Source organism: Comamonas sp. 7D-2 (assembly GCF_022749555.1).
Taxonomy (GTDB): domain Bacteria; phylum Pseudomonadota; class Gammaproteobacteria; order Burkholderiales; family Burkholderiaceae_C; genus Comamonas; species Comamonas thiooxydans.
In genome coordinates this window covers 4,030,592-4,052,571 of the sequence record NZ_CP094238.1, presented here as the reverse complement: position 1 = coordinate 4,052,571, position 21,980 = coordinate 4,030,592, and the positions used below count along the sequence as shown (strand labels likewise).

Annotated in this window: 19 protein-coding genes; 6 read left to right on the top strand and 13 right to left on the bottom strand. The window is 62.6% G+C overall.

Going from position 1 to position 21,980, the window contains the following annotated elements; translation table 11 throughout:
- Positions 1–32: 32 nt before the first annotated feature.
- From MPZ60_RS18535 to hemC, 4 genes are read right to left on the bottom strand one after another with little or no spacing between them, the layout of a single operon-like run.
- Positions 33–1,340 carry a heme biosynthesis protein HemY gene (locus tag MPZ60_RS18535; protein ID WP_034352876.1) on the bottom strand — a complete coding sequence of 436 codons (1,308 nt, stop codon included), beginning with the start codon at positions 1,338–1,340 and terminating at the stop codon, positions 33–35.
- 17 nt (positions 1,341–1,357) lie between these two features.
- A complete protein-coding gene (locus tag MPZ60_RS18530; protein WP_034352873.1) occupies positions 1,358–2,473 on the bottom strand; it encodes a uroporphyrinogen-III C-methyltransferase in 1,116 nt (371 codons plus the stop codon).
- Complete coding sequence (locus tag MPZ60_RS18525) at positions 2,470–3,315, bottom strand: uroporphyrinogen-III synthase (protein WP_034352870.1); 846 nt, start codon at positions 3,313–3,315, stop codon at positions 2,470–2,472. The genes MPZ60_RS18530 and MPZ60_RS18525 overlap by 4 nt, the downstream gene beginning before the upstream one ends.
- Positions 3,316–3,328: 13 nt before the next feature.
- Positions 3,329–4,273, bottom strand: a complete 945-nt coding sequence (gene hemC, locus MPZ60_RS18520; RefSeq protein WP_034352869.1) for a hydroxymethylbilane synthase — start codon at positions 4,271–4,273, stop codon at positions 3,329–3,331.
- Between the two features lie 78 nt (positions 4,274–4,351).
- On the opposite strand from hemC, the gene ppc reads away from it, so the two are divergent.
- Positions 4,352–7,201 (top strand): phosphoenolpyruvate carboxylase, encoded by a 2,850-nt coding sequence (gene ppc, locus MPZ60_RS18515; RefSeq protein ID WP_034352866.1) that lies wholly within the window; start codon positions 4,352–4,354, stop codon positions 7,199–7,201.
- A 443-nt stretch (positions 7,202–7,644) separates the two neighbouring features.
- Here ppc and flhC read toward each other — a convergent pair whose 3' ends face one another.
- From flhC to MPZ60_RS18485, 6 genes are all read right to left on the bottom strand, one after another.
- Entirely contained in the window at positions 7,645–8,196 is a 552-nt protein-coding gene (gene flhC / locus MPZ60_RS18510; RefSeq protein ID WP_003052834.1) for a flagellar transcriptional regulator FlhC, read from the bottom strand.
- A 38-nt stretch (positions 8,197–8,234) separates the two neighbouring features.
- On the bottom strand, positions 8,235–8,561 hold the full coding sequence (gene flhD, locus MPZ60_RS18505; protein WP_003069145.1) for a flagellar transcriptional regulator FlhD: 327 nt from the start codon (positions 8,559–8,561) through the stop codon (positions 8,235–8,237).
- A 615-nt stretch (positions 8,562–9,176) separates the two neighbouring features.
- Complete coding sequence (locus tag MPZ60_RS18500) at positions 9,177–10,088, bottom strand: sulfurtransferase (protein WP_034352940.1); 912 nt, start codon at positions 10,086–10,088, stop codon at positions 9,177–9,179.
- Between the two features lie 207 nt (positions 10,089–10,295).
- Positions 10,296–11,210, bottom strand: a complete 915-nt coding sequence (locus MPZ60_RS18495; protein WP_034352862.1) for a DMT family transporter — start codon at positions 11,208–11,210, stop codon at positions 10,296–10,298.
- 83 nt (positions 11,211–11,293) lie between these two features.
- Positions 11,294–12,433: an aromatic ring-hydroxylating dioxygenase subunit alpha gene (locus MPZ60_RS18490; protein ID WP_034352859.1), complete on the bottom strand. Its 1,140-nt coding sequence runs from the start codon at positions 12,431–12,433 to the stop codon at positions 11,294–11,296.
- A gap of 188 nt (positions 12,434–12,621) precedes the next feature.
- The gene (locus tag MPZ60_RS18485) at positions 12,622–12,852 is read right to left on the bottom strand and encodes a hypothetical protein (protein ID WP_231905899.1); all 231 of its coding nucleotides are present in this window, start codon (positions 12,850–12,852) and stop codon (positions 12,622–12,624) included.
- Positions 12,853–12,866: 14 nt separating this feature from the next.
- Here MPZ60_RS18485 and xseB point away from each other — a divergent pair, with 14 nt between their 5' ends.
- The 5 genes from xseB (at position 12,867) to MPZ60_RS18460 (ending at position 18,652) form a co-directional block, all read left to right on the top strand.
- Positions 12,867–13,106: an exodeoxyribonuclease VII small subunit gene (gene xseB, locus MPZ60_RS18480; protein WP_034352854.1), complete on the top strand. Its 240-nt coding sequence runs from the start codon at positions 12,867–12,869 to the stop codon at positions 13,104–13,106.
- A gap of 38 nt (positions 13,107–13,144) precedes the next feature.
- Positions 13,145–14,086, top strand: a complete 942-nt coding sequence (locus MPZ60_RS18475) for a polyprenyl synthetase family protein (protein ID WP_034352937.1) — start codon at positions 13,145–13,147, stop codon at positions 14,084–14,086.
- A gap of 65 nt (positions 14,087–14,151) precedes the next feature.
- The gene (dxs, locus tag MPZ60_RS18470; protein ID WP_034352851.1) at positions 14,152–16,020 is read left to right on the top strand and encodes a 1-deoxy-D-xylulose-5-phosphate synthase; all 1,869 of its coding nucleotides are present in this window, start codon (positions 14,152–14,154) and stop codon (positions 16,018–16,020) included.
- 279 nt (positions 16,021–16,299) lie between these two features.
- A complete protein-coding gene (locus tag MPZ60_RS18465; RefSeq protein ID WP_242882028.1) occupies positions 16,300–17,382 on the top strand; it encodes an ABC transporter substrate-binding protein in 1,083 nt (360 codons plus the stop codon).
- 187 nt (positions 17,383–17,569) lie between these two features.
- Positions 17,570–18,652 (top strand): TRAP transporter substrate-binding protein, encoded by a 1,083-nt coding sequence (locus MPZ60_RS18460; RefSeq protein WP_003069176.1) that lies wholly within the window; start codon positions 17,570–17,572, stop codon positions 18,650–18,652.
- 84 nt (positions 18,653–18,736) lie between these two features.
- Here MPZ60_RS18460 and MPZ60_RS18455 read toward each other — a convergent pair whose 3' ends face one another.
- The 3 genes from MPZ60_RS18455 to MPZ60_RS18445 form a co-directional block, all read right to left on the bottom strand.
- Positions 18,737–19,288: a hypothetical protein gene (locus MPZ60_RS18455; RefSeq protein ID WP_034352845.1), complete on the bottom strand. Its 552-nt coding sequence runs from the start codon at positions 19,286–19,288 to the stop codon at positions 18,737–18,739.
- A 105-nt stretch (positions 19,289–19,393) separates the two neighbouring features.
- On the bottom strand, positions 19,394–21,235 hold the full coding sequence (locus MPZ60_RS18450) for a TRAP transporter large permease subunit (RefSeq protein WP_034352842.1): 1,842 nt from the start codon (positions 21,233–21,235) through the stop codon (positions 19,394–19,396).
- 19 nt (positions 21,236–21,254) lie between these two features.
- Positions 21,255–21,875 (bottom strand): TRAP transporter small permease subunit, encoded by a 621-nt coding sequence (locus MPZ60_RS18445; protein ID WP_003069181.1) that lies wholly within the window; start codon positions 21,873–21,875, stop codon positions 21,255–21,257.
- Positions 21,876–21,980 lie beyond the last annotated feature (105 nt).

Here is a 21,980-nt window from a genome sequence, read left to right as displayed (position 1 = left end):
GCCTGTTGCTTGTAAGCCGTGTCGGAGCGTGCCTATTCCTGCGCCGGATTGTCCGGTAGCACCACCATGGCCTGGGCTGCGAGCTTCCAGGCGATGGCCGAGGCCTCCATATCGCCACGGTGCTCGGCCATCAGCGCCAGACGCTGCCAGGCGCGCGTGCGCAGCTGGGGGTCCTGCAGCAGCGGTGCGGCGCGGGTCAGCAACTGCTGGGCCTTGCCCCATAGCTCGCGCTGCACGCAGGCCATGCCGGCCAGGTACTGCAGGCGCGACTCGCGCGGGTTGGCATTGGCTGCGGCTTCCATGCGAGCCAGCCAGGCTCCATCCAGCTTGCCCAAGCTTGACTGCAGCACTTCCACCAGCTTGGGCAGATGGGTTTCCGTGCGCGGTCCTGGCTGGGTCAGCAAATGCTCCCACACGGGCAGCAGCCAGGCGCGTGCCTGCTGGGCTTCTCCACCCAGCTCGATCAGGCGTTCCGTGGCAGGGATGGCCACTTCGGGCATGGCGCGCTCGTCTTCGTCCAGCGACAGCCAGAACTGCTGCAGCGACGAGGTGTCACGTGCGTCGCGAATGCTGGCCAGCAACAGGCCGCGGACCACGCTGGCCGAGGCCGCGGGAGAGAAGGCTCGGTGCTTGGCCAGCAGACGGGCGGTGTCGAGCGCCGCCTGCGTGTCGCCAGACAGGCGTGCTGCCTTGAGCTTGATGCGCAGGGCAATCGTGCGGCGGCCTGCGCCCAGCGGCAACTCGCCCAGGCGGCGAATCGATTCGGCGGCATCGCGGTCGTCCAGTGCCCAGCGGGCTGCGCGCATCTGGGCGCCTTCGCGAATTTCCATGTCCTGGGTGTTGCCGGGGATGGGCAGCACGTCCAGAGCCTGTTGCCAGTGCTTGTCGCGCAAGGCTGCATCCTGCAGGGCGTGGGAGGCATCGGCGGCGATCAGATGGGCTGTTGCGTTCAGGCGTTCGCCATAAGGCAGGCCGGCCTTTGCTTCGCGCAGCGATTGCTCGGTGGACAAGGCGGCCAGAGCCGATTTGCGGGCGCGCAAAAAGCGGCCGGCCTGCAGATGCGAGAGCGCTTCGAGCAGGCTCTGGTTCATGCCGCGCTCTTTTTGCTGCATGCGCCAGCGGCGTGCCTGATGCGGCATCTGCAGCAGCACTGCCAGGGCACGCAGCGCGGCATAAAGCAGCACAAAAGCCAGAAAGAGCAGAACCAGGGCCAGGTTCAGCGACATGTCCACCCGGTAGGGCGACCAGAACCAGGTGACCGAGCTCTGGTTATTGCCGGCAAACAGTGCCATGGCCACGGCCACGGCAAACAGACCCATCAACCACAAGGCGGCGCGCATTTCTGTGTCCTCCTCGATTAGCGGCCGGCGGCCGCTGTGGTCAGAGCGTTCAGCGTGTCTTCAAGCTCCACGCGTCCGCCCGTATGCAGATTGGCCTGAATCTGCTGCAACTGCGCCTGGGCGATCTGGGTACGCCGCGAGCGTGCGTCAAAGTATTTGTTGAGCAAGGTGCCTGCAGCGCTCAGGTCGGCGCGTGCCGATTCCCACTGGCGCGACAGCAGGGCCAGACGGGCATTGAGCAGTTGCAGCTTGAGGTTCTCGCGCAGGAAATAGCCCTGCTCGGGGGCCAGCAGGGCCACCTCGGGGTGATCGATGCGGCGCACGCGCACCAGATCGGCCGCGCCATCCTTGAAGGAGTCCCAGACCCGCTGACCCTGGCCCTGCCACCAGGCCCATTGAGTGAGGGAGAGGCTGGCGTCCTCGGGAGTGTCATGAGCGGCCGCCGTCTTGCGGGGCTGAGCATTGCGCGTACGCGGGCGACCCACATCGTTGATGAGAGCCAGGTCGTCCACCTGACGGATCAGGTCCTCGATACGGCTGAGCACCCCTGTGGTGTCCGTCACGCTCATGCGCGAGAGCTTGTCCAGATCCAGATCAATGGCGCGCACGACGGGCGCCAGACGCGGCTGGGCCGTGCTTTCCACGCGCTTTCTGGCTGATTTGAGGCTCGCCACCAATGGCTGCAGGCTGCCTGATAGTTCAGCCTGTTGCTGGGCCATGCGTATCGAGGATTCGATATCGGCCACGAGGTTTTCATCGCGCGAGCGCGACATGCTTTGCATCAGTTCTTCAAGCTGGTTGCGCTGCAGGCTGAGTTCGGCCACACGCGCTTCCATCACGGAGACACGTGCTGCGCTGTCGCGAGCCAGATCCTGAGCATCCTTGGCCAGGGTGCGAGCCTCCACCGACTGCGCGCCGGACTGCGCCGACTGACGCGCCAGCTGCTCCTGCATATTGCCCACGCGCTGCCACAGCATGCCGCAGGCGACCAGGGCTGCGGCAGCCACCGCTCCCAGCGTCAGCACCAAAGCCGTGGGGACACCACGCCCGGTCTGAGCGGGCGCGGAAGGGTCCTGGCTGGGGGGGGCGGCTGAGGGTTGGTTGTCGGAGGTGGGGATGGCATCGGAGCTCATAGAGCCGATTCTATAGACGCAACCACATCGTCCAGACTTGGGCGACTGTGCAAAACCCGACCGAAACCTGCTGAAAGTGCTTTGCTGGCAATGCGTTCATGGGTGGTGAGCGCTAACCCCGAGTGCCATTGCTGCTGGGGCAGCAGCTGTTGCAGGTTGGCAACAGCTTCCGAGCTGCTGAACAGCCACAGGCTGCCGTCGCTGGCGGCTTGCCGGGCCAGATTCAGCTGTTGCGCCGTCCATGGAGGAAGCTGGCGCTCATACACGGCCAGCAGTTCCACCTCGGCTCCGGCTTCGCGCAGCCGGGCTGCCAGCCAGTCACGGCCTGCGCCTTGTGTGGACGGTATTGGCATGCCGGCATTGCCGGCGACGGGGGCGGTCGCAGGGCTGGTGCCGCGCACGATCAGCACGCGGTCGCCGGTTCGAACCTGGCCGTGGACGTTCTGCCAAAGCGCTTCGGACTCGAACTGCGCCGCGTCCGGCGAAGGGCCGTCGATCTGGAGAGAGGCCAGTCCTGCTTCGAGCAGGGCCCGCTCTGTGCCCGGGCCGGGGGTCCACGCCCTGGTATCAGGCGCTAGCAACGCTTCAGCATCCAACGCTGGAGTTTGATCCTGGGCAAAAAAATACTGCACCGCATTGCCGCTGACAAACATCACGGCCCGGTAGTGACCGGGTTTCAGCGCCAACTGTCGCGCCCTCAGCAGAGCCTGGTGTGCAGCCGGGTCTGTGCAGGGCCCTATGCCTATCAGCGGCAAGGCCTCGGCCTGCAGGCCGCGGGCGCGAAACGCATCGACCCAGGGTTTCGCATCATGCAAGGGGCGGGTGACCAGAACGCGGCGCATGGGCAGGCGCGGCTCAGTCCTGCCTGGGCGCCGCAGGCACGGCACCCGCGGCTTGCAGCTGCGCGGCCAGTTGCTCGCCCAGAGCGTTGGCGCTGGCAAAGTCCGTCACGCTGGCGCTGGCCTGCACGCGCACCAGGCCCTTGCTGCCCTCCATATCGCCCCAGGCCGCATCCATGTGCAGGGTGTCGCCTTCAAAGCGGCCGTATGCGGCCAGCGGCATGGAGCAGCTGCCGCCCATGCAGCGGCTGACGGCGCGCTCGGCGGTCACGGTCAGCCAGGTGGGCATATGGGCCAGCGGGGCCAGGGCGTCGATGATGTCCTGGCGATCCGCGCGCACCTCAATGCCCAGTGCGCCCTGACCGGCAGCGGGCAGCATCTGGGCCGGGTCGAATCTGGCGCGGATGCGCTCGCTCATCTCCAGGCGCATCAGGCCGGCGGCTGCCAGCACGATGGCGTCGTACTGACCTTCGTCGAGCTTGCGCAGGCGGGTGTTGACATTGCCGCGCAGGGCCTCGATCCTGAGATCGGGACGCAGCGCCTGCAGCAGGGCCTGGCGACGCAGGCTGGAGGTGCCGACCACGGCGCCCTGGGGCAGCTCGTCCAGCGATGCATATCGGCTGGAGACAAAGGCATCGCGCGGGTCTTCGCGCGTCATCACGCAGGCCAGCACAAAGCCCTCGGGCAGCTCCATGGGCACATCCTTCAAGGAATGCACGGCCAGATCGGCGCGGCCTTCCTCGAGAGCCACTTCGAGCTCCTTGACGAACAGACCCTTGCCGCCCACCTTGGACAGGGCTCGGTCCAGAATCTGGTCGCCCTTGGTCGTCATCCCCAGCAGATCGACGCTGTGGCCACGGCCGCGCAAGATCGCCTGCACATGCTCGGCCTGCCACATGGCCAGCTGGCTCTCACGTGTGGCAATGACGATGGATGTGGGTGAGGATGCAGAAAATTTCATGACGGCGCGGTCTCAAGCGGGTAACGGGGAATGCTAGCATGGCAAGTTGCCCTACACCGTGCCCAAGGAGAATAGTTCATGCCTTCCGCCCGCCCCAAGAGCGCCGCACATACAGACAAACATGGCGACAAGCCGGTGCGCAAGACCGACAAGGATTTGCCGCTGATCGAGGACATACGGCTGCTGGGGCGCATTCTGGGCGATGTGATTCGCGAGCAGGAAGGCGGGCCGGCCTACGAGCTGGTCGAGCAGGTGCGCCAGCTATCGGTGGCCTTCAGGCGCGATGCCGACGAGGCGGCCGACAAGGCGCTCAAGAAGCTGCTCAAGGGACTGTCCAGCGATCAGACGGTGAGCGTGATTCGCGCCTTCACCTACTTCTCGCACCTGGCCAATCTGGCCGAAGACCGCCACCACATCCGCCGCCGCGCCGTGCACGAGCGCGCCGGCAACACGCAGGAAGGCAGCATCGAGGTGGCACTGGCGCGCCTGCGCTGGGCGGGCATCTCGACGGCCACCGTGGTCGATACGCTGGCCAAGAGTTTCATCTCGCCCGTGCTGACGGCTCACCCCACCGAGGTGCAGCGCCAGAGCATTCTGACGGCCGAGCGCCGCATCGCCCAGTTGCTGGCCGAGCGCGACGATATCCTGATGCGCGCCCAGCTCTACAACAGCGCCAAGGACGCGCTGACCCCACGCGAGTTGACGCGGGTGGAGGCGCAGCTGCGAGCCTGCGTGGCCCAGCTGTGGCAGACGCGGCTGCTGCGTCATTCCAAGCTGACGGTGGCCGACGAGATCGAGAACGCTCTGTCCTATTACGAGGCCACGTTCCTGCAGGAGATCCCCAAGATCTATGAGCAGTTGGAGCAGGAGCTGGGCGAGAAGCTGCCCGAGCAGAGCTTTTTGCGCATGGGCCAATGGATTGGCGGTGATCGCGACGGCAACCCCTTTGTGACGGCCGAGAGTTTGGAGCTGGCCCTGTCGCGCCAGGCCGATGTGGCGCTGCGCCACTATCTGCGCGAGGTGCACTATCTGGGCGGCGAGCTGTCGCTGTCGGCCAATCTGGTGGACATCACGTCCGAGATGCAGGCACTGGCCGATGCTTCGCCCGACCACAATGTGCATCGTAGCGACGAGCCTTATCGCCGGGCGCTGACGGGCATTTATGCGCGGCTGGCCGCGACGCTCAGGCAGCTGACGGGCGGCGAGGCGGCACGCCATGCCGTGGCGCCCCAGAATGCCTATGCATCGGCCGACGCCTTTCTGGCCGATCTGCAGATCATCGACGACTCGCTGTCGCGCTATCACGGCGATGCCCTGGCGCCGCAGCGCCTGCGCCCGCTGATGCGCGCCGTGCGGGTCTTTGGCTTCTATCTGTCCACGGTGGACCTGCGCCAAAGCTCGGACAAGCATGAGGAAGTGGTGCGCGAGCTGCTCTCGGTCGCCAAGGTCGAGCTCGATTACAGCTTGCTCGAAGAAGACGCCAAATGCGCGCTGCTGGTGCGCCTGCTCGAAGACGCACGACCCTTGCGCGTGATGGGCGCCGACTACGGTGACCACACCCGCAGCGAGCTGGCCATCTTCGAGACCGCCAAGCGCCTGCGCGAGCGCCTGGGCAGCGAGGCGATTCGCCATTGCATCATCAGCCACACCGAGACCGTCAGCGATCTGCTCGAGGTGCTGCTGCTGCAAAAGGAAGTGGGCCTGCTGCGCGGCACGCTGCAGGACGGCGCGCAGTGCGATCTGATCGTGGTGCCGCTGTTCGAGACCATCGAGGACCTGCGCAATGCCGCGCCCATCATGCGCCGCTACTACCAGCTGCCCGGCATTGCCGAGCTGGTCCGAAAAAGCGGTGGCGAGCAGGACATCATGCTGGGCTACAGCGACAGCAACAAGGACGGCGGCATCTTCACCAGCAACTGGGAGCTGTACCGGGCCGAGATTGCGCTGGTCGATCTGTTTGATGATCTGGCCGATCACTACGGCATCCGGCTGCGCATGTTCCACGGCCGTGGCGGCACCGTGGGGCGTGGCGGCGGCCCCAGCTACCAGGCCATTCTGGCGCAGCCGCCAGGCACGGTGCGCGGTCAGATCCGCTTGACCGAGCAGGGCGAGGTCATCGCTTCCAAATACGCCAACCCCGAGATCGGACGCCGCAACCTGGAGACCCTGGTGGCCGCCACACTGGAGGCCACGCTGCTGCAGCCGACCAAGCCGGCGACCAAGGCCTTCCTGGAAGCCGCGGCGTTTCTGTCCGAAACCAGCATGGCGGCTTATCGCGCGCTGGTCTACGAGACTCCGGGCTTTACCAATTACTTTTTCAGCAGCACGCCGATTCGCGAGATCGCCGAACTCAATATCGGCTCGCGCCCCGCATCGCGCAAGGCAACCCAGGCCATCGAAGACCTGCGTGCCATTCCCTGGGGCTTCAGCTGGGGCCAGTGCCGGCTGACGCTGCCGGGCTGGTACGGTTTCGGCTCGGCGATCCAGGCCTTCATCCACCGTCCGGGCAAGGATGCCAAGGCGCAACTGGCGCTGCTGCAGAAGATGTACCGCCAGTGGCCGTTCTTCCGCACCCTGTTGTCGAATATGGATATGGTGCTGGCCAAGAGCGACCTGAACCTGGCCTCGCGCTACAGCGAGCTGGTGACCGACACGCGCTTGCGCCGCCGCATCTTCGGTGCGATCGAAGCCGAGTGGCAGAGCACGGTGGAAGCGCTCAACCAGATCACGGGCGACAAGCAGCGTCTGGAGCACAACTCCGCGCTGGCGCGCTCCATCCGCCACCGCTTCCCCTATATCGACCCGCTGAACCACCTGCAGGTGGAGCTGGTGCGTCGCTGGCGTGCGGGACAGACCGACGACAGGGTCAAGAACGGTATCCATCTGTCCATCAACGGCATCGCCGCCGGAGTGCGCAACACGGGCTGAGGTCGCTGATGGAAGCTCCTGAATTGGGAGCGTATGTCGCCAATGAATAAAGGGTTTGAAGCATTTATCTGCTTTAAACCCTTTGTTGAATGGCGCTACCAGCTATGAAAGTTGAACTGCCTTCAGGCAGGCATGCTCCAAAAGCGAGACATCAAGCAAGCGCTGTCGCAGTTTCTCGGCCATCAAGGCCGGACACGCTGAAGCCGCCGCAGCAGATCACGGAAGATAGGCTGCATCTTTAGGAGCTGCATGCGCCAACGCATAAAGGGTTTGAGGCCAATAAATGCTTCAACCCCTTTGTTGTATGGCGCTACCAGCTATGAAAGTTGAGCTTTAAAACTGGCGTGCTCCAGGCCAGAGGCAGCGAGCAACCGCCGCCGCGCAGCGAGGCTGCCGTCCCCATCCCGAAGAGAGAGGGGGAAGCGGCGCAGCCGCTCAGGGGGTTAGTGAAGCATTAAGGACCCGGCGGCCTTGCTCTTGCCGGCGCGAGCGGGAGGATTGCACAGGCCGCACTGGTAGTGGCGCGCATTCTCGTAAGGCTCGGTCACGAACTGGCCCTTGCAGACCGAGCATTGCGTGCGCGTCAGCATCTGTGCATCGACAAACTTCACGAGGCGCCAGGCGCGGGTAAAGGACAGCAGCACCTCGAGTTCGGCGGCCTGAATCTGTTCGGTATAGAGGCGGTAGGCCTTGGTCAGCTGCTCGGCCGAGTCCAGCTCCACGCCCTTGGACAGGTATTCGTAGATGTTGAGAAACAGCGAGCTGTGGATGTTTTCCTGCCAGGTCAGAAACCAGTCCGTGGAAAACGGCAACTGGCCCTTGGATGGAGATTTGCCCGAGATTTCCTTGTACAGCCGGATCAGGCGTTCATAAGACAGCGTGGTCTCGGACTCCAGCACCTGCATGCGGGCGCCCATCTCGATGAGCATGGCGGCGCGCTCGATTTGCTTGGATTCGTTCAGAACGCTTTTGGTGGCAGTCTTGGCGGCGGGCATCAATCTCTCCTTAAAACCAGGTAGTCGCTAGCGGGTGCTCAGAGCACTTCGGAGACACGGCTGGCCATCAGGATGTTGGCGTGCAGCGTATTGGTGGCGGCATTGCCGATCTTGTTGCTGCTGTGGTTGGTCAGCAGGCTCCAGACCATTTCGTCGTCGGCGCGGAAGCTGGCCAGCAAGGTGTTGCGCGATGCCAGCTTGAGCACCTGGGCCGAAGACAGCGAGCCCAGCAGGTCGCAGGACTCTTCGTTCAGACCCAGACGGAACACGGCCTCGGCCTTGTCCTGGCGGATCAGGGTCTGGGCCAGCATCAGATAGGTGAGGTTGGCTTCGCGGATCTCGGCAAGCAGTTGTTCGTTGTTCATGGGTCCAGTCCTTTCAATCTCGACAGACCGTCACGGCGCACACAAACAAGACGTTAAAAGTGTTTCGATCTGTTGAAATGAATTGTGTTTCAAGCCCTGATCGAACTGAAGTCGGGGAGCGTCGGTATCGCCGGTCTGGTTTCACAGGCAGGCATGTAGGATTTCCCTTACTGCCTTGCCGTCCTTCGGGATGACTCGGAGTGCCGGGTGGGGGCTGACATTGCGTCAAGCCGGATTCCACTGGTACATGTATTGTGAATCTGTCCGGAAGATGACAAACGAGCAAATAGGCGGCTTTTTATTCGGTATCTGATCGCCTATGAAAAAAGGCCGCTGGGATTTCCTGTGATAGCGGCCTGAATCCGGGTTGCCAAGCTGCATCGACATGCGAGTGCGGACATGGGCCTCGGCCATTTCGCCAAGGCCCGGAGCGCCGAGAAGCAATGGGCCTGGTCTGGTCTGGCTTGGTGCTGAGCAAGCGCGCCGCACCGCGCTTGCACCTGTCTACGGTGATCACGGTGCGCTCTGTCCGTGGCCCAGGGAGTGAACCCGGCAAACGCGGGGGAGCGTGCCTGTTCAAAGCCGGTGCCTGACGCGACACCGGCATATGGCAGCTCAGCCTCGCTCGGCCGGGCGGGAGGGCTGGCTGCACCACTCGCTCCAGCTGCCGGCAAACAAGGCTGTGGGCGCAAAGCCGGCAATGCGCATGGCCAGCACATTGGGCGTGGCACTGACACCGCTGCCGCACTGGTGCACCACGCTGGCGGGATCGCGTCCGGCCAGCAACTGCTCGAACTCGGCTTTGAGCAGCGCTGCGGGCTTGAAGCGTCCATCGGCCGCGATATTGCTGCTGAACGGCCGATTCAGTGCGCCCGGAATATGGCCTGCCACGGGGTCCAGGGGCTCGACCTCGCCGCGGTAGCGGGCCGGGGCCCGGGCATCAATGAGGGTCTGGGTGGCCTGGCCCAGGTCGGCCTCGACCTGGCCTACGGTCTTGAGTGTCTCCAGCGGCTGGCCCAGTTCAAAGTTGGACTGGAAATGGCGGGGCTCTTCCCCGCTGCCCACCGCCTGGCCGGCCGCCTGCCAGGCCTGCAGTCCACCATCGAGGACCGCCACGGCATCGTGGCCGGCCCAGCGCAGCATCCACCACAGGCGGCCGCAGTAATTGGCGGCGTTGCGGTCATAGACCACGGCCTGCATATTGTTGGCAAAGCCTATGGACGACAGCCAGGCGGAAAAGCGCTCGAGCGTGGGCAGGGGGTGGCGGCCGCCGGAGGCCGATTGCACGCTGGTGGCGACCTGGCCGTCTTCGCCGGGTGCTCCGTGCGGTGCGCTGAGGTCTTTGTCCAGATCGGCGAACAGGGCGCCATCGATATGGATCTGCAGATATTGCTCGCGGCCGGCAGGCGGATTCATGAGGTCAAAGCTGCAGTCAAACACCATCAAGGGCTTGCCGCTGGCCTTGAGTCTGGCCAGCTCTTCGACGGAAATCAGGGTGTTGTAGTGCTCGGGCGCCGAGTGGTTCATGGCTTGCTGCTCCAAAGATTGAACGGCTGCAGACGGCATGGCGTGCAGTCTTGCGGCATGCAGACCATTATGCGATCGGGTCGCAGCGCCTGAGCCCTGCAGGCTTCATTGTTTGGATATGGCAAGCCGCGCAGATTCGGCGTGGACTGCGCGGCAGGCTGGGGCTGCTGACGTGCATGGCGAAGGCGCCAGGCACCGCTGCCATGGCTAGCCCCTGGAGCGCAAGGCGGTTGCTGCGGCTCCGCTGGCGACGATGAGCACAATGCCCAGCCAGCCGATCAGAGGAATGCTTTCGCCGAACAGCACCAGGCTGAGCAGGGCGGCAAACACAATGCCCGAGTACTGCAGATTGGCGACGACCAGGGTGTTGCTCTTGCTGCCGGCCGAGGCATAGGCCTTGGTCATGCAGACCTGGGCCACGGCGGCCAGCACGCCCACGGGCAGCAGCCACAGAGCGCTCCAGCCGGGGAAGGGCGAGATGCCGGTGAACAGCATGGTGATGCCGCCGGCAATGGCCGATCCCACCGAGAAATAGAACACCACGCGGGTTTCAGGCTCGCCCAGGCGCGACAGGGTGGTCACCTGCATATAGGCCATGGCCGCAAACATGCCGCCAAACAGGCCGCCGAGCGCAGCCACCCATTCGCTGGCCGGGGCGCTGGTCGGGCGCAGCACCAGCAGCACGCCGACAAAGCCCGCCACCACCGTGGACACCAGGCCCCAGGGAAAGGGCGGAATGGCGCGGCGGGTTTCGGGCTCGGCCGCATAGGATTTGCGCAGCGTGTGGCGCATCCACAGGCCCTGGGCGATGAGAAAGACCGCCATCCAGATGCTGCTCATGGAGTTGAGCGTGGTGGCCGTGGCCAGCGGCAGATGGCCGATGGCGTAGAACCAGGCACCCATGGAGATCACGCCGACAAAGCTGCGCCAGGCATGCTCGCGCGAGTACTGGGTGGTCAGCGTCACGCCGCTGCGCCTGGCCAGCCAGACCAGCAGCGCCATGCTGACCAGGCCGCGGTAGAACACGATCTCCGCCGCATTGAAGTCCTGGGAGGCAAACTTCACACACACACTCATGACCGCAAAAATCAACGCGGCCAACACCATCCACAGGGCTTGCATATCTCACTCAATTCAGCATAAAAAATAGCTGCTGTGCTTATGGGGTAAGCGATAGCAGCTATCAGTCTTGAGGCTTACCTCATTCAGCGTTGGGGGACGCTGTCGCCCATGATGCGGCGATACCACTCATGGAAATGTTGCATGCCGTCTTCCATGGGGCTCTGATAGGGGCCGACCTCGTTGTCGCCGCGTTCATAAAGCGCCCTGCGGCCGCCGTCCATGCGCTCGGCGATCTCGTCGTCCTCGATGCAGGTTTCCATGTAGGCGGCCTTCTGGGCCTGCACGAACTCGGGCTCGAAGGCGGCGATTTCCTCAGGGTAGAAGAACTCCACCACATTCAGCGTCCGGTCCACGGCCAGCGGGTGCAGGGTCGAGACGGTCAGCACATGCGGATACCACTCCACCATGATGTGGGGGTAGTAGGTCAGCCAGATGGCGCCGCGATCGGGCAGCTCGCCGTTGCGGTAGGCCAGCAGCACCTCGTGCCACTTCTTGTAGATGTCCGAGCCCGGGTTGCCGAAGCCGGGGGCCACGCCCACGGTCTGCACCGAGTACTCGCTGGCGAATTCCCACTTCAGATCGTCGCAGGTGACGAAGTTGCCCAGACCGGGGTGGAAGGGGCCGACGTGATAGTCCTCCAGATAGACCTCGATAAAGGTCTTCCAGTTGTAGTTGCACTCGTGCATCTCTACATGGTCGAGCACGAAGCCGTCGAACCGGAGCTGCTCGCGCAGCTTCATGCCGGCCAGATCGGCCTCTATGTCGCGGCCGTTGTCCTCGAACAGCAGTCCGTTCCACTCGCGCAGACGGTAGTTGTTGAGGTTCAGGCAGGGGTCGTGGCTGAAATGCGGGGCGCCTAGCAGCTCGCCGCTGGTGCTGTAGGTCCAGCGGTGCAGCGGGCAGACGATATTGCCTCCGGCATGGCCCTTGCCTTCGGACAGCAGATTGCCGCGCCCCTTGAGCATCACCGCCTGGCGGTGGCGGCAGACGTTGGAGATCAGCTCGATCTCGCCTTTGGCATTGCGTACCAGCGCCCGCCCCTCTTTTTCCTGAGGCAGGGCGTAGTAGTCGCCTATCTCGGGAACGGCCAGCTGGTGACCCACGTAGCGCGGGCCGCGCTTGAAAATCGTTTCCAACTCACGCTGGAACAGCGCCTCGTCGAAATAACTTGAAACTGGTAGTTGGCTTGCGGCCTGCTGCAGTTGAAGACTTAAATCAGTCATGGATGACCTGACCTAAAGACTCCCCACAGGGAGGGTGCACGTGCGCACACGGTAAAAAACGAAACCGGCCTTGTCTGGACACGGGCCTCAGGCAATGGACGGTGGCGCATGGCCAGCCGACTCGTTTGCCCGACCGGATGACCAGGCACGTGGCCGGCTTGACGGGAATGGGATTATAGGCTGTGGGGTTATTTCCGTTTTTCTGGTACGTGTATTGACGTTATTTCGACGTTGTAGCGAAGGGTCCTGTCAGCAAGCTGCCAGCCGTCCGCAAACCGTGGCAGGTCGTCAAAAAGGCTGGTGCGGACGGCATCGACCTGACCGGAAGTCACAGCCAAGACATCTCCCGCCTGCCGGCTTTGCGGGCATTGCACGCCAATGGTGCAGGGACGCCTAAAATCGTCGTTTTCGTCCAACATAGCCCACACCATCCATGCCCAAGGCCGCTGCCGCCAAAAAATCCGAACAGCCTGTCAGCTATGAAGCTGCTTTGCAGGAGCTGGAACAACTGATTGCGCAGATCGAATCGGGTCAGCTTCCGCTGGAGCAGATGCTCAGCGGCTACCAGCGTGCGGCCGAGCTGCTGGGTTTTTGCCGCAGCCAGCTCGAAGCCGTGCAGGAGCAGGTCCAGGTACTGGACGAAGGCAAGCTGTCCGCCTGGACCCAGGACTGATCCCGGCGTCCGCGCTTTTTGCCTTGAAGATGCAGCCCATGAATGAATCAATGATTGCCGAACCATCGACGCCTTTGAACGAGGGCAAGCCTGCCCTGGATTTTTCCGTCTGGATGCAGGAGCGACTGGCGCGCACCGAAGATGCGCTGTCGCGCTGGGTGGGCATCAATGCACCTGCGGGCCTGGGCGAGGCCATGCGCTACGCCGTGCTCGATGGCGGCAAGCGCTTGCGACCGCTGCTGGTCTGGGCGGCCGCCGAGGCGGTGGGCGGTCTGGCTGCGGCCACGCTGCGCGCAGGTTGTGCCGTAGAACTGATTCACGCTTATTCCCTGGTGCACGACGACATGCCCTGCATGGACAATGACACCATGCGCCGTGGCAAGCCCACCGTGCATGTGCAGTTTGGCGAAGCCTCGGCCCTGCTGGCCGGCGATGCCCTGCAGGCCCTGGCGTTCGAGTTGTTGCTGCCTGACGACGACGGCATTCCCTGCTCCATGCAGGCCAAGCTGTGCCGCCTGCTTGGCGCAGCGGCGGGCAGCCAGGGCATGGCCGGCGGCCAGGCCATTGACCTGGCCAGCGTGGGCAAGCAACTGAGCGAGGCGCAGTTGCGCGAGATGCACCGTCTCAAGACCGGTGCGCTGCTGTTGGGCAGCGTGCTCATGGGGGCCGCCTGCAATGCACAGACCGATGCCCGGGCACTGGCCGCGCTGACCGACTATGGCCAGGCACTGGGCGTGGCCTTCCAGGTGGTGGACGACATTCTGGATGTGGTGGCCGACTCCGCAACGCTGGGCAAGACGGCCGGCAAGGATGCGGCCAATGACAAGCCCACTTTTGTGTCGCTGCTGGGGCTGGAGGCGGCAAGAGCCCATGCCGAGCAGTTGCGCCAGCAGGCTCACGCCGCCTTGACGCGCAGCGGATTGGCCGACACCCAGGCCCTGGCCGCACTGGCCGATATGGTTGTGCAGCGCACCCACTGAAATTTAATAGAGAAGCCCTGTAATCCAGTATTGGTAAACACTAGCAGCTATTAAAAATATAGAACATGTCCACGAATACTTCTTCCCTGCTGCACAGCATCAACGATCCCGCAGATATGCGCGGCCTCTCGCGCTCCCAGCTCAAAAGCCTGGCCGCAGAGCTGCGCACCTATGTGATCGACAGCGTTTCCAGGACTGGCGGGCACCTCAGTTCCAATCTGGGGACGGTGGAGTTGACCGTGGCGCTGCACTCGGTGTTCAACACGCCCTATGACCGCATCGTCTGGGATGTGGGTCATCAGACTTATCCGCACAAGATATTGACTGGCCGCCGTGATCGCATGGGCACGCTGCGCCAGTTCGGCGGCCTGTCCGGCTTTCCCCAGCGGGCCGAGAGCGAATACGACACCTTTGGCACGGCGCACTCGTCGACCAGCATCTCTGCGGCGCTGGGCATGGCGCTGGCCGCCAAGCAAAAAGGTGAAGACCGGCGGGCCATTGCCGTGATCGGTGACGGCGCGATGACGGCCGGCATGGCTTTCGAGGCGCTGAACAACGGCGGCGTGCATGACGCCAACCTGCTGGTCATCCTCAATGACAACGACATGAGCATCAGCCCGCCCGTGGGCGCGCTCAATCGCTATCTGGCCCAGCTGATGAGCGGCCAGTTCTACGCCAAGGCCCGTGATGTGGGCAAGAGCGTCCTGAAGCAGGTGCCGCCCTTGCTGGAGCTGGCCAAGCGTCTGGAACAACAGGCCAAGGGCATGGTCGTGCCTGCCACCATGTTCGAGCAATTCGGCTTCAACTACATCGGTCCCATCGATGGTCATGATCTCGATTCGCTGATTCCCACGCTGGAGAATATCAAGGGTCTCAAGGGTCCTCAGTTCCTGCATGTGGTCACCAAGAAAGGCCAGGGCTACAAGCTGGCCGAGGCCGACCCCGTGGCCTATCACGGCCCCGGGAAATTCGACCCGGCGGTCGGTCTGGTCAAGCCAGCCACGCCTGCCAAGCAGACCTTCACCCAGGTGTTTGGTCACTGGCTCTGCGATATGGCGGCCAAGGACCAGCGTCTGGTCGGCATCACACCCGCCATGCGCGAGGGCTCGGGCATGGTGGAGTTCCACAAGCGCTTTCCCGGCCGCTATTACGACGTGGGCATCGCCGAGCAGCATGCAGTCACTTTCGCCGGCGGTATGGCCTGCGAAGGCGTCAAGCCCGTGGTGGCCATCTATTCCACTTTCTTGCAGCGTGCCTATGACCAGCTGATCCACGACGTTGCGCTGCAGAACCTGCCTGTGGTGTTTGCGCTGGACCGCGCCGGTCTGGTGGGCGCCGACGGTGCCACACACGCTGGCGCTTACGACATCGCCTTTGTGCGCTGCATTCCCAATATGAGCATGGCCTGCCCGGCGGACGAACGTGAAACGCGCCAGTTGCTGACCACGGCCTATGAGCAGGATCACCCTGTCTGCGTGCGCTACCCGCGCGGCGCCGGGGTGGGCGTGACTCCGCTTGACAGCCTGGAAGGCCTGCCCTTTGGCAAGGGCGAGATGCGCCGTGAGTCGGCCTCCAAAAAGGTGGCGATTCTGGCCTTCGGCAGCTTGCTGTACCCGGCCTTGCAGGCTGCCGAAGCCTTGGATGCCAGCGTGGCCAATATGCGCTGGGCCAAGCCTCTCGATGAAGAGCTGTTGCTCCAGATCGCTGCAGATCATGAGCTCATCGTCACGCTGGAAGAAGGCTGCGTCATGGGGGGCGCTGGCAGTGCCGTCATGGAGAGCCTTGCCGCCCATGGCCTGAGCAAGAGCGTGCTGCAGCTGGGGCTGCCCGACGAGTTCATCGAGCATGGCGACCCCGCCAAGCTGCTTGCGCTGCAGGGGCTGGATGCGGCAGGCATCGAGGCCTCCATCCGAAAGCGTCTGGCTGCGGGCTGAGGCGACAGGGACATCGTTTACGCAAAACGGGTTCAGGCAGATGCACGCTCCAGATGGGGCAGGCCGTTGCTGCATCCTTGTTTGCGTAAGTCCTGATGGACTGAAACCAGGCCCTTCATCGAAGGGCCTTTTTCTTTGCTTGTCGTCAAGAAAACTGACGGCAACCGCGAATCGCCACACGGCCGGCGTCTGCGTTTCTAGAATGCCTGTGGCTGCCGGCCTGTGATCAGGCTGTTGCAGCCGGCTTTGCAATGGACAACTACTAGCGGAGAAATATTCATGGATCGTCGCTCACTCGTCAAACATGTGGGCATGGCTGGTGTGCTGGCAGCGGGCGTGGCTCCTGCGGTGCGCAGCCAGGAAGTGCTGCGCTGGCGCTTGCTGACGAGTTTTCCCAAAGTCCTTGACGCCATTTCTGGCGGAGCAGAAAAATTTGCCCAATCTCTGCGCTTCATGTCCGGTGGGCAGATCGAGGTCAGCGTGCACTCTGCAGGTGAGTTGATGCCTGCCTTTGGCGTGATGGAGGGGGTGCAGAACGGCTCGGTCGAAATGGCTTTGACCGCTCCCTACTATTTCACCGACAAGGACTATTGCTTTGCACTGGGCTGCGCCGTGCCCTTTGGTCTGACGGCGCGGCAGATGGATGCCTGGATGGAGTGGGGCGGCGGGCGCAAGCTCATGGATGATTTCTACGCCCAGTACAACATCAAGAGTCTGAGTGCCGGCAACACCGGCACGCAGATGGGGGGCTGGTACCGCAAGGAAATCAGGACCGTGCAGGATCTGCATGGTCTGCGCATGCGCGCTGGCGGCGGCTTGCTGGGTGATGCGCTGCAAAAGCTGGGCGTGCAGGCCGTCAACATGCCCATTGCCGATGCGCAGCAGGCGCTGGAAAAGAACCGCCTCGATGCGGTGGAGTTCGTCGGCCCTTATGACGACCAGAAGCTGGGCTTCGGCAAGATCGCGCCTTACTACTACTATCCGGGCTGGTGGGAGGGCGGTGCAGAGCTGGCCTATTTCATCAATGCCAAGGCCTTTGCGGCCCTGACGCCCGAGCTGCGCGCCATGGTGGAGGCCGCAGCGGCGCTGGCCGCCAAGGATCTGACTGCCAAGTACCTGGCGTACAACCCCGCCGCGCTCAAGAAGCTGCTCAGCGAACGCGTGCAACTGCGAGCCTTTCCGCGCGAGCTCATGGATGCGGGGTTCAAGGCCGTGATGGCCACCATGGCCGAGCATGAGGGCAGGTCGGCGCAGTTCAAGAAAATTCACAGAAGCATGCGCGGATTTCAGCACGACCAGTTGCTCTGGGATCGTTTCTCCGAGTTCCGCTATGCCAGCTATATGAGTGCGGTACGTCTGTAGTGATTGATTGTTTTCAATTGGGCATCAGACTTGATGCGCATCACTAGGTAGAACTTCTTAAGCGAACGGTCACTTTTTAGCGCTTGCGAAACGGTTGGCTCGTGTACATTTTGTGCCTGTTGCATAAAACAAGCTGGCATAGATCAGTGGTCTGTATCAGCTCAATTCGTTCCTCAAGGAGACTAAAGTGGATCGTCGTTCCATTCTGAAAAATGCCGGTATCGCCGGCGTTCTGGCCGCGGGTGCAGCACCTGCTGTTCACGCCCAGGCCGCTGTGCGCTGGCGCCTGGCCTCCAGCTTCCCCAAGTCGCTGGACACCATCTTCGGCAGTGCTGAAAAGCTGTCGCAACTGGTCAAGGCCATGTCGGGCGGCAAGTTCGAGATTTCGGTGCACCCCGCTGGCGAGCTGATGCCCGCTTTCGGTGTGGTGGATGCGCTGCAGGGCGATACCATTGACATGGCGCAGACCGCTGCCTACTACTTCACCGGCAAGGACCCCATCTTCGCCTTCAGCTGCGCCGTGCCCTTCGGCCTGACCGCACTGCAGATGAACGGCTGGAAGGATCATGGCAACGGCCGCAAGCTCCTTGACGCCTTCTTTGCCAAGTACAACTTCAAGACCGCATCGGCCGGCAACACCACGACCCAGATGGGCGGCTGGTATCGCAAGGAAATCAAGACCGTGGAAGACCTCAAGGGTCTTAAGATGCGTCTGGGCGGCGGCGTGTTCGGCGAGGCCATGGCCAAGCTGGGCGTGGTGGCGCAGAACATGCCCGCAGGCGATGTTTACCAGGCTCTGGAAAAGGGTACGCTGGACGCCGTGGAGTTCGTCGGTCCCTACGACGATGAAAAGCTGGGCTTCAACAAGGTTGCGCCTTACTACTACTACCCCGGCTGGTGGGAAGGCTCTGCCGAGCTGGAGTTCTTCATCAACATCAAGAAGTACAACGCGCTGTCGCCCGAGAACAAGGCGATCCTGGACGCCGCAACCCGCGTGGCTGCCGCCGATATGACCAGCAAGTACCAGGTGTTGAACCCTCAGGCCATCAAGCGCCTGGTGGCCAACAAGACCCAGCTCAAGATGTTCCCCAAGCCTTTGATGGATGCCGGCTTTAAGGCCTCCATGGAGGTGTTTGCCGAGCACGAAGCCAAGTCGCCCGAATTCAAGAAGATCCATCAGGACATGCGCGCCTTCCAGCGCGACCAGATTCTGTGGAACCGCTTCTCCGAGTACCCCTTCAATCAGTACATGGCGACTGCCAAGATCTGATCCCGGTCAGACTCAAGACTGCCGGCGCCATGCGTTGGCTGCAAAAAAACCGCAGCTTGCTGCGGTTTTTTCATGTGCCCGAAATCATGCGAGCCTGAGTTGAGCGGCTCCTGCGTCAGATAGCGCAAACAGCAAATCTTCCAGGGCTTCGACAGGTGCAGAGCCAAGATCTATGGTCGCTTTCACTCCTCCTGCCAGGACTTGCGGGTCCGACATGAAGTGAACGACCTGCTGCAGCCCCGCTGCATCCGGCTCGTTTTCATCATCTCCATCAAACCAATCGTTGAACCAGTCGATGAGCGCCTTGGAGGCCTTCTCTTCTGTCAGACCTTGCACTTCCAGCGACAGCCAGTCCCAGACAAAGGGCTGCAGCTCCACTGCGGAATCACCGATGCGGAAATGAATGGGTTCGAAATCGAGCCGCGTCTGTGAATCCACTTGTACAGGTTCTGCGCTGTCTTCCGATACGGGGATGACATCGACCCGGCAGGGCAGATTCCATGCACCTTCTGTGGCCAGCGTCCCATCGCTGTTGCGATAGGCCGGCTCCACATAAGAGTCCTGGGCATTGGCGGCCTGTGACAGCAGGTCTGCGTACGGTTGACGGATGGCCGTCAGCAATTCGGCGATGGTCATTGCGGTTTTCTGGGAAAACAGCAAATCTATCACTCGGCAACCTCTGCTCAATGAAAAAGCCCCGACTCTGGCGAGCCGGGGCTGTATCAGCGGAGGGGCGAAGATTTACTTGCTCGCAGGAGCTGCGTTCAGTGAGTCCTGCAGGGCCTTGGCCGGATCATCCGAGCCATAGTCGCCTGCATCGGGTGCGGCCGGGGCAGGCTGGTTGCCTTCGGCAGGGGCCGCTGGCACTGCAGAGCCTTCTTCGCCGCCCTCAGGGGCCCCGAAGGGGTTGTCTGCGCCATAGCCACCGCCAGCATCGTTGAGCTGGTTGAGCATCTCGTCGCCCACCTTGTTCATGTCCACGACCACGGGTTTGTCGAGCGCGCCGGTCACGATGCCAGGGAAGGCGATCAGCACACCCACCATCACGAGCTGAATCAGCACAAAAGGCACGGCACCCTTGTAGATCTGCATGGTGGTGACGGGCTCGATGACCTTATGCGTGACCTTGTCGACGTACTGCTTGTCCGGAGCGACCGAGCGCAGGAAGAACAGTGCAAAACCGAAGGGCGGATGCATGAACGAGGTCTGCATGTTCACGGCCAGCAGCACGCCGAACCAGATCAGGTCGATGCCCATCTTCTCGGCCACGGGTCCCAGCAACGGCACCACGATGAACGAGAGTTCAAAGTAGTCCAGGAAGAAGGCCAGGAAGAAGATCATGATGTTGACCACGATCAGGAAGCCCACCTGGCCGCCGGGCAGGCTGGTCAGCAGGTGTTCCACCCACTTGGGGCCGTCGGCGGCTTGGAACACCAGGCTGAAGGTGGTGGCGCCGATCATGATGAACATCACGAAGCTAGCCAGCTTGGTGGTCGAGGCCAGGGCCTGCTTGAGCAGGTCCATGTTCAGGCGTCGGCGGGCAAAACCCATGATCAGTGCGGCCATGGCTCCCATGGCGCCGCCTTCTGTCGGAGTCGCAATGCCCAGGAAGATGGTGCCCAGCACGAGGAAGATCAGCAGCAGCGGAGGGATCAGCACAAAGGTCACGCGCTCGGCCAGCTTGGACAGCAGGCCCAGTTTGAGCACGCGGTTGAGCGAGGCGATCACAAAGGCGATGAACGTGCCGCCGCACATGGCGGTGACGATTTTCTCGTCAGTGGGTACATCCAGCACTTCCTTGCCCTGCCACCAGGTGTGAAGGTCGGCCATGTGATTGGCCAGGAAGATGGCCACGATGGTCGAGATGCCCATGACCACGGCCAGCGAGGTATAGCCACCGTTGCCGTTGGCTTCGCGGTAGATACGTGCCTCCACAGGCAGGGCAGGCACCATCTTGGGCTTGAAGATGGCCAGAATCACCACCCACAGAACATACAGACCCATGAGCATGAAGCCGGGAATGAAGGCGCCCTTGTACATATCGCCCACGCTCTTGCCCAACTGGTCGGCCATCAGAATCAGCACCAGCGAGGGCGGAATGATCTGTGCCAGCGTGCCAGACGCTGCAATCACGCCCGATGACAGACGACGATCATAGCCGTAGCGCAGCATGATGGGCAGAGAGATCAGGCCCATGGAGATCACCGAAGCAGCAACCACGCCGGTGGTGGCGGCCAGCAGTGCTCCCACAAAGATCACGGCCAGAGCCAGACCGCCGCGGATGGGGCCGAACACCTGGCCGACAGTGTCCAGCAGGTCCTCTGCCATGCCCGAGCGTTCGAGAATCAGGCCCATCAAAGTGAAAAAGGGAACGGCCAGCAAGGTGTCGTTGGCCATGATGCCGATCAGGCGCTGGGGCAGCCAGGCCATCACGGAGGAGGGAAAGACCCCCAGTTCGATGCCCAGAAAGCCGAAGGCCAGGCCTGCTGCCCCCAGGCTGAAGGCCACGGGAAATCCCAGCAGCAAAAAGCAGATCAGCCCCGCAAACATGATGGGGGCGTAGTTGGTAGCGATAAATTCCATCGATTGTCTCCCGCTACCGTTATGCCTTGGCCTGGGCGGCCAGCGCCTCAGCCTGCTTGCGATCGGCTTCGGCACGCAGGGCCTCGGCCAGTTCTTCCTCGGCGCTCTTGTCGCTGAGCTTGCCCATGGGGTCGGGGCCGTCGCCGGTCAGGAAGGCAATGCGCTTGATCAGCTCGGAGATGCCCTGCAGCAGCAGCAAGGTGATGCCCACAGGAATCGCCGTCCATACGGGCCAGCGGATCAGCCCGCCGGGGTTGCCCGACATTTCGCCGGACTGGTACATCTGAATCACCACCGGCATGCTCAGCCACAGAATGGTCAGGCATAGCGGGGTGAGAAAGAAGGCAAAGCCGATGATGTCGATCCAGACCTGGGCCTTTTTGGACAGACGGCTGTTGATCACGTCGATGCGTACATGCTCGCGATGCAGCAGGGTGTAGCCCGCAGCAATCAGAAAGGACCATGCGAACAGATACCACTGGACTTCCAGAAATGCATTGGAGCTGGTGTCAAAGGCCTTGCGAACAATGGCGTTGGCGGCGCTGATGAAGGTGGCGGCAAATATCAGCCAGATGGAATATTTGCCGACAAAGGCGTTGAGCCTGTCGATAGCCCTGGACAGGGCGAGTAAAGCCTGCATGGTGTCTCCAAAAAGTAGGCTGTGTATGCGTCGCGCTGTTGGGGCTGGTAAGCCTCAGGGCGATCTGAGTTTTTGAACCAAACTGGAGATTCTACGGACGCAGGT

Bases quoted from the DNA above. Each gene is read 5' to 3' on its own strand.
- MPZ60_RS18535 (WP_034352876.1), bottom strand. From the start codon at position 1,340: ATGCGCGCCGCCTTGTGGTTGATGGGTCTGTTTGCCGTGGCCGTGGCC.
- MPZ60_RS18530 (WP_034352873.1), bottom strand. From the start codon at position 2,473: ATGAGCTCCGATGCCATCCCCACCTCCGACAACCAACCCTCAGCCGCC.
- MPZ60_RS18525 (WP_034352870.1), bottom strand. From the start codon at position 3,315: ATGCGCCGCGTTCTGGTCACCCGCCCCTTGCATGATGCGAAACCCTGG.
- hemC (WP_034352869.1), bottom strand. From the start codon at position 4,273: ATGAAATTTTCTGCATCCTCACCCACATCCATCGTCATTGCCACACGT.
- ppc (WP_034352866.1), top strand. From the start codon at position 4,352: ATGCCTTCCGCCCGCCCCAAGAGCGCCGCACATACAGACAAACATGGC.
- flhC (WP_003052834.1), bottom strand. From the start codon at position 8,196: ATGCCCGCCGCCAAGACTGCCACCAAAAGCGTTCTGAACGAATCCAAG.
- flhD (WP_003069145.1), bottom strand. From the start codon at position 8,561: ATGAACAACGAACAACTGCTTGCCGAGATCCGCGAAGCCAACCTCACC.
- MPZ60_RS18500 (WP_034352940.1), bottom strand. From the start codon at position 10,088: ATGAACCACTCGGCGCCCGAGCACTACAACACCCTGATTTCCGTCGAA.
- MPZ60_RS18495 (WP_034352862.1), bottom strand. From the start codon at position 11,210: ATGCAAGCCCTGTGGATGGTGTTGGCCGCGTTGATTTTTGCGGTCATG.
- MPZ60_RS18490 (WP_034352859.1), bottom strand. From the start codon at position 12,433: ATGACTGATTTAAGTCTTCAACTGCAGCAGGCCGCAAGCCAACTACCA.
- MPZ60_RS18485 (WP_231905899.1), bottom strand. From the start codon at position 12,852: ATGTTGGACGAAAACGACGATTTTAGGCGTCCCTGCACCATTGGCGTG.
- xseB (WP_034352854.1), top strand. From the start codon at position 12,867: ATGCCCAAGGCCGCTGCCGCCAAAAAATCCGAACAGCCTGTCAGCTAT.
- MPZ60_RS18475 (WP_034352937.1), top strand. From the start codon at position 13,145: ATGAATGAATCAATGATTGCCGAACCATCGACGCCTTTGAACGAGGGC.
- dxs (WP_034352851.1), top strand. From the start codon at position 14,152: ATGTCCACGAATACTTCTTCCCTGCTGCACAGCATCAACGATCCCGCA.
- MPZ60_RS18465 (WP_242882028.1), top strand. From the start codon at position 16,300: ATGGATCGTCGCTCACTCGTCAAACATGTGGGCATGGCTGGTGTGCTG.
- MPZ60_RS18455 (WP_034352845.1), bottom strand. From the start codon at position 19,288: ATGACCATCGCCGAATTGCTGACGGCCATCCGTCAACCGTACGCAGAC.
- MPZ60_RS18450 (WP_034352842.1), bottom strand. From the start codon at position 21,235: ATGGAATTTATCGCTACCAACTACGCCCCCATCATGTTTGCGGGGCTG.
- MPZ60_RS18445 (WP_003069181.1), bottom strand. From the start codon at position 21,875: ATGCAGGCTTTACTCGCCCTGTCCAGGGCTATCGACAGGCTCAACGCC.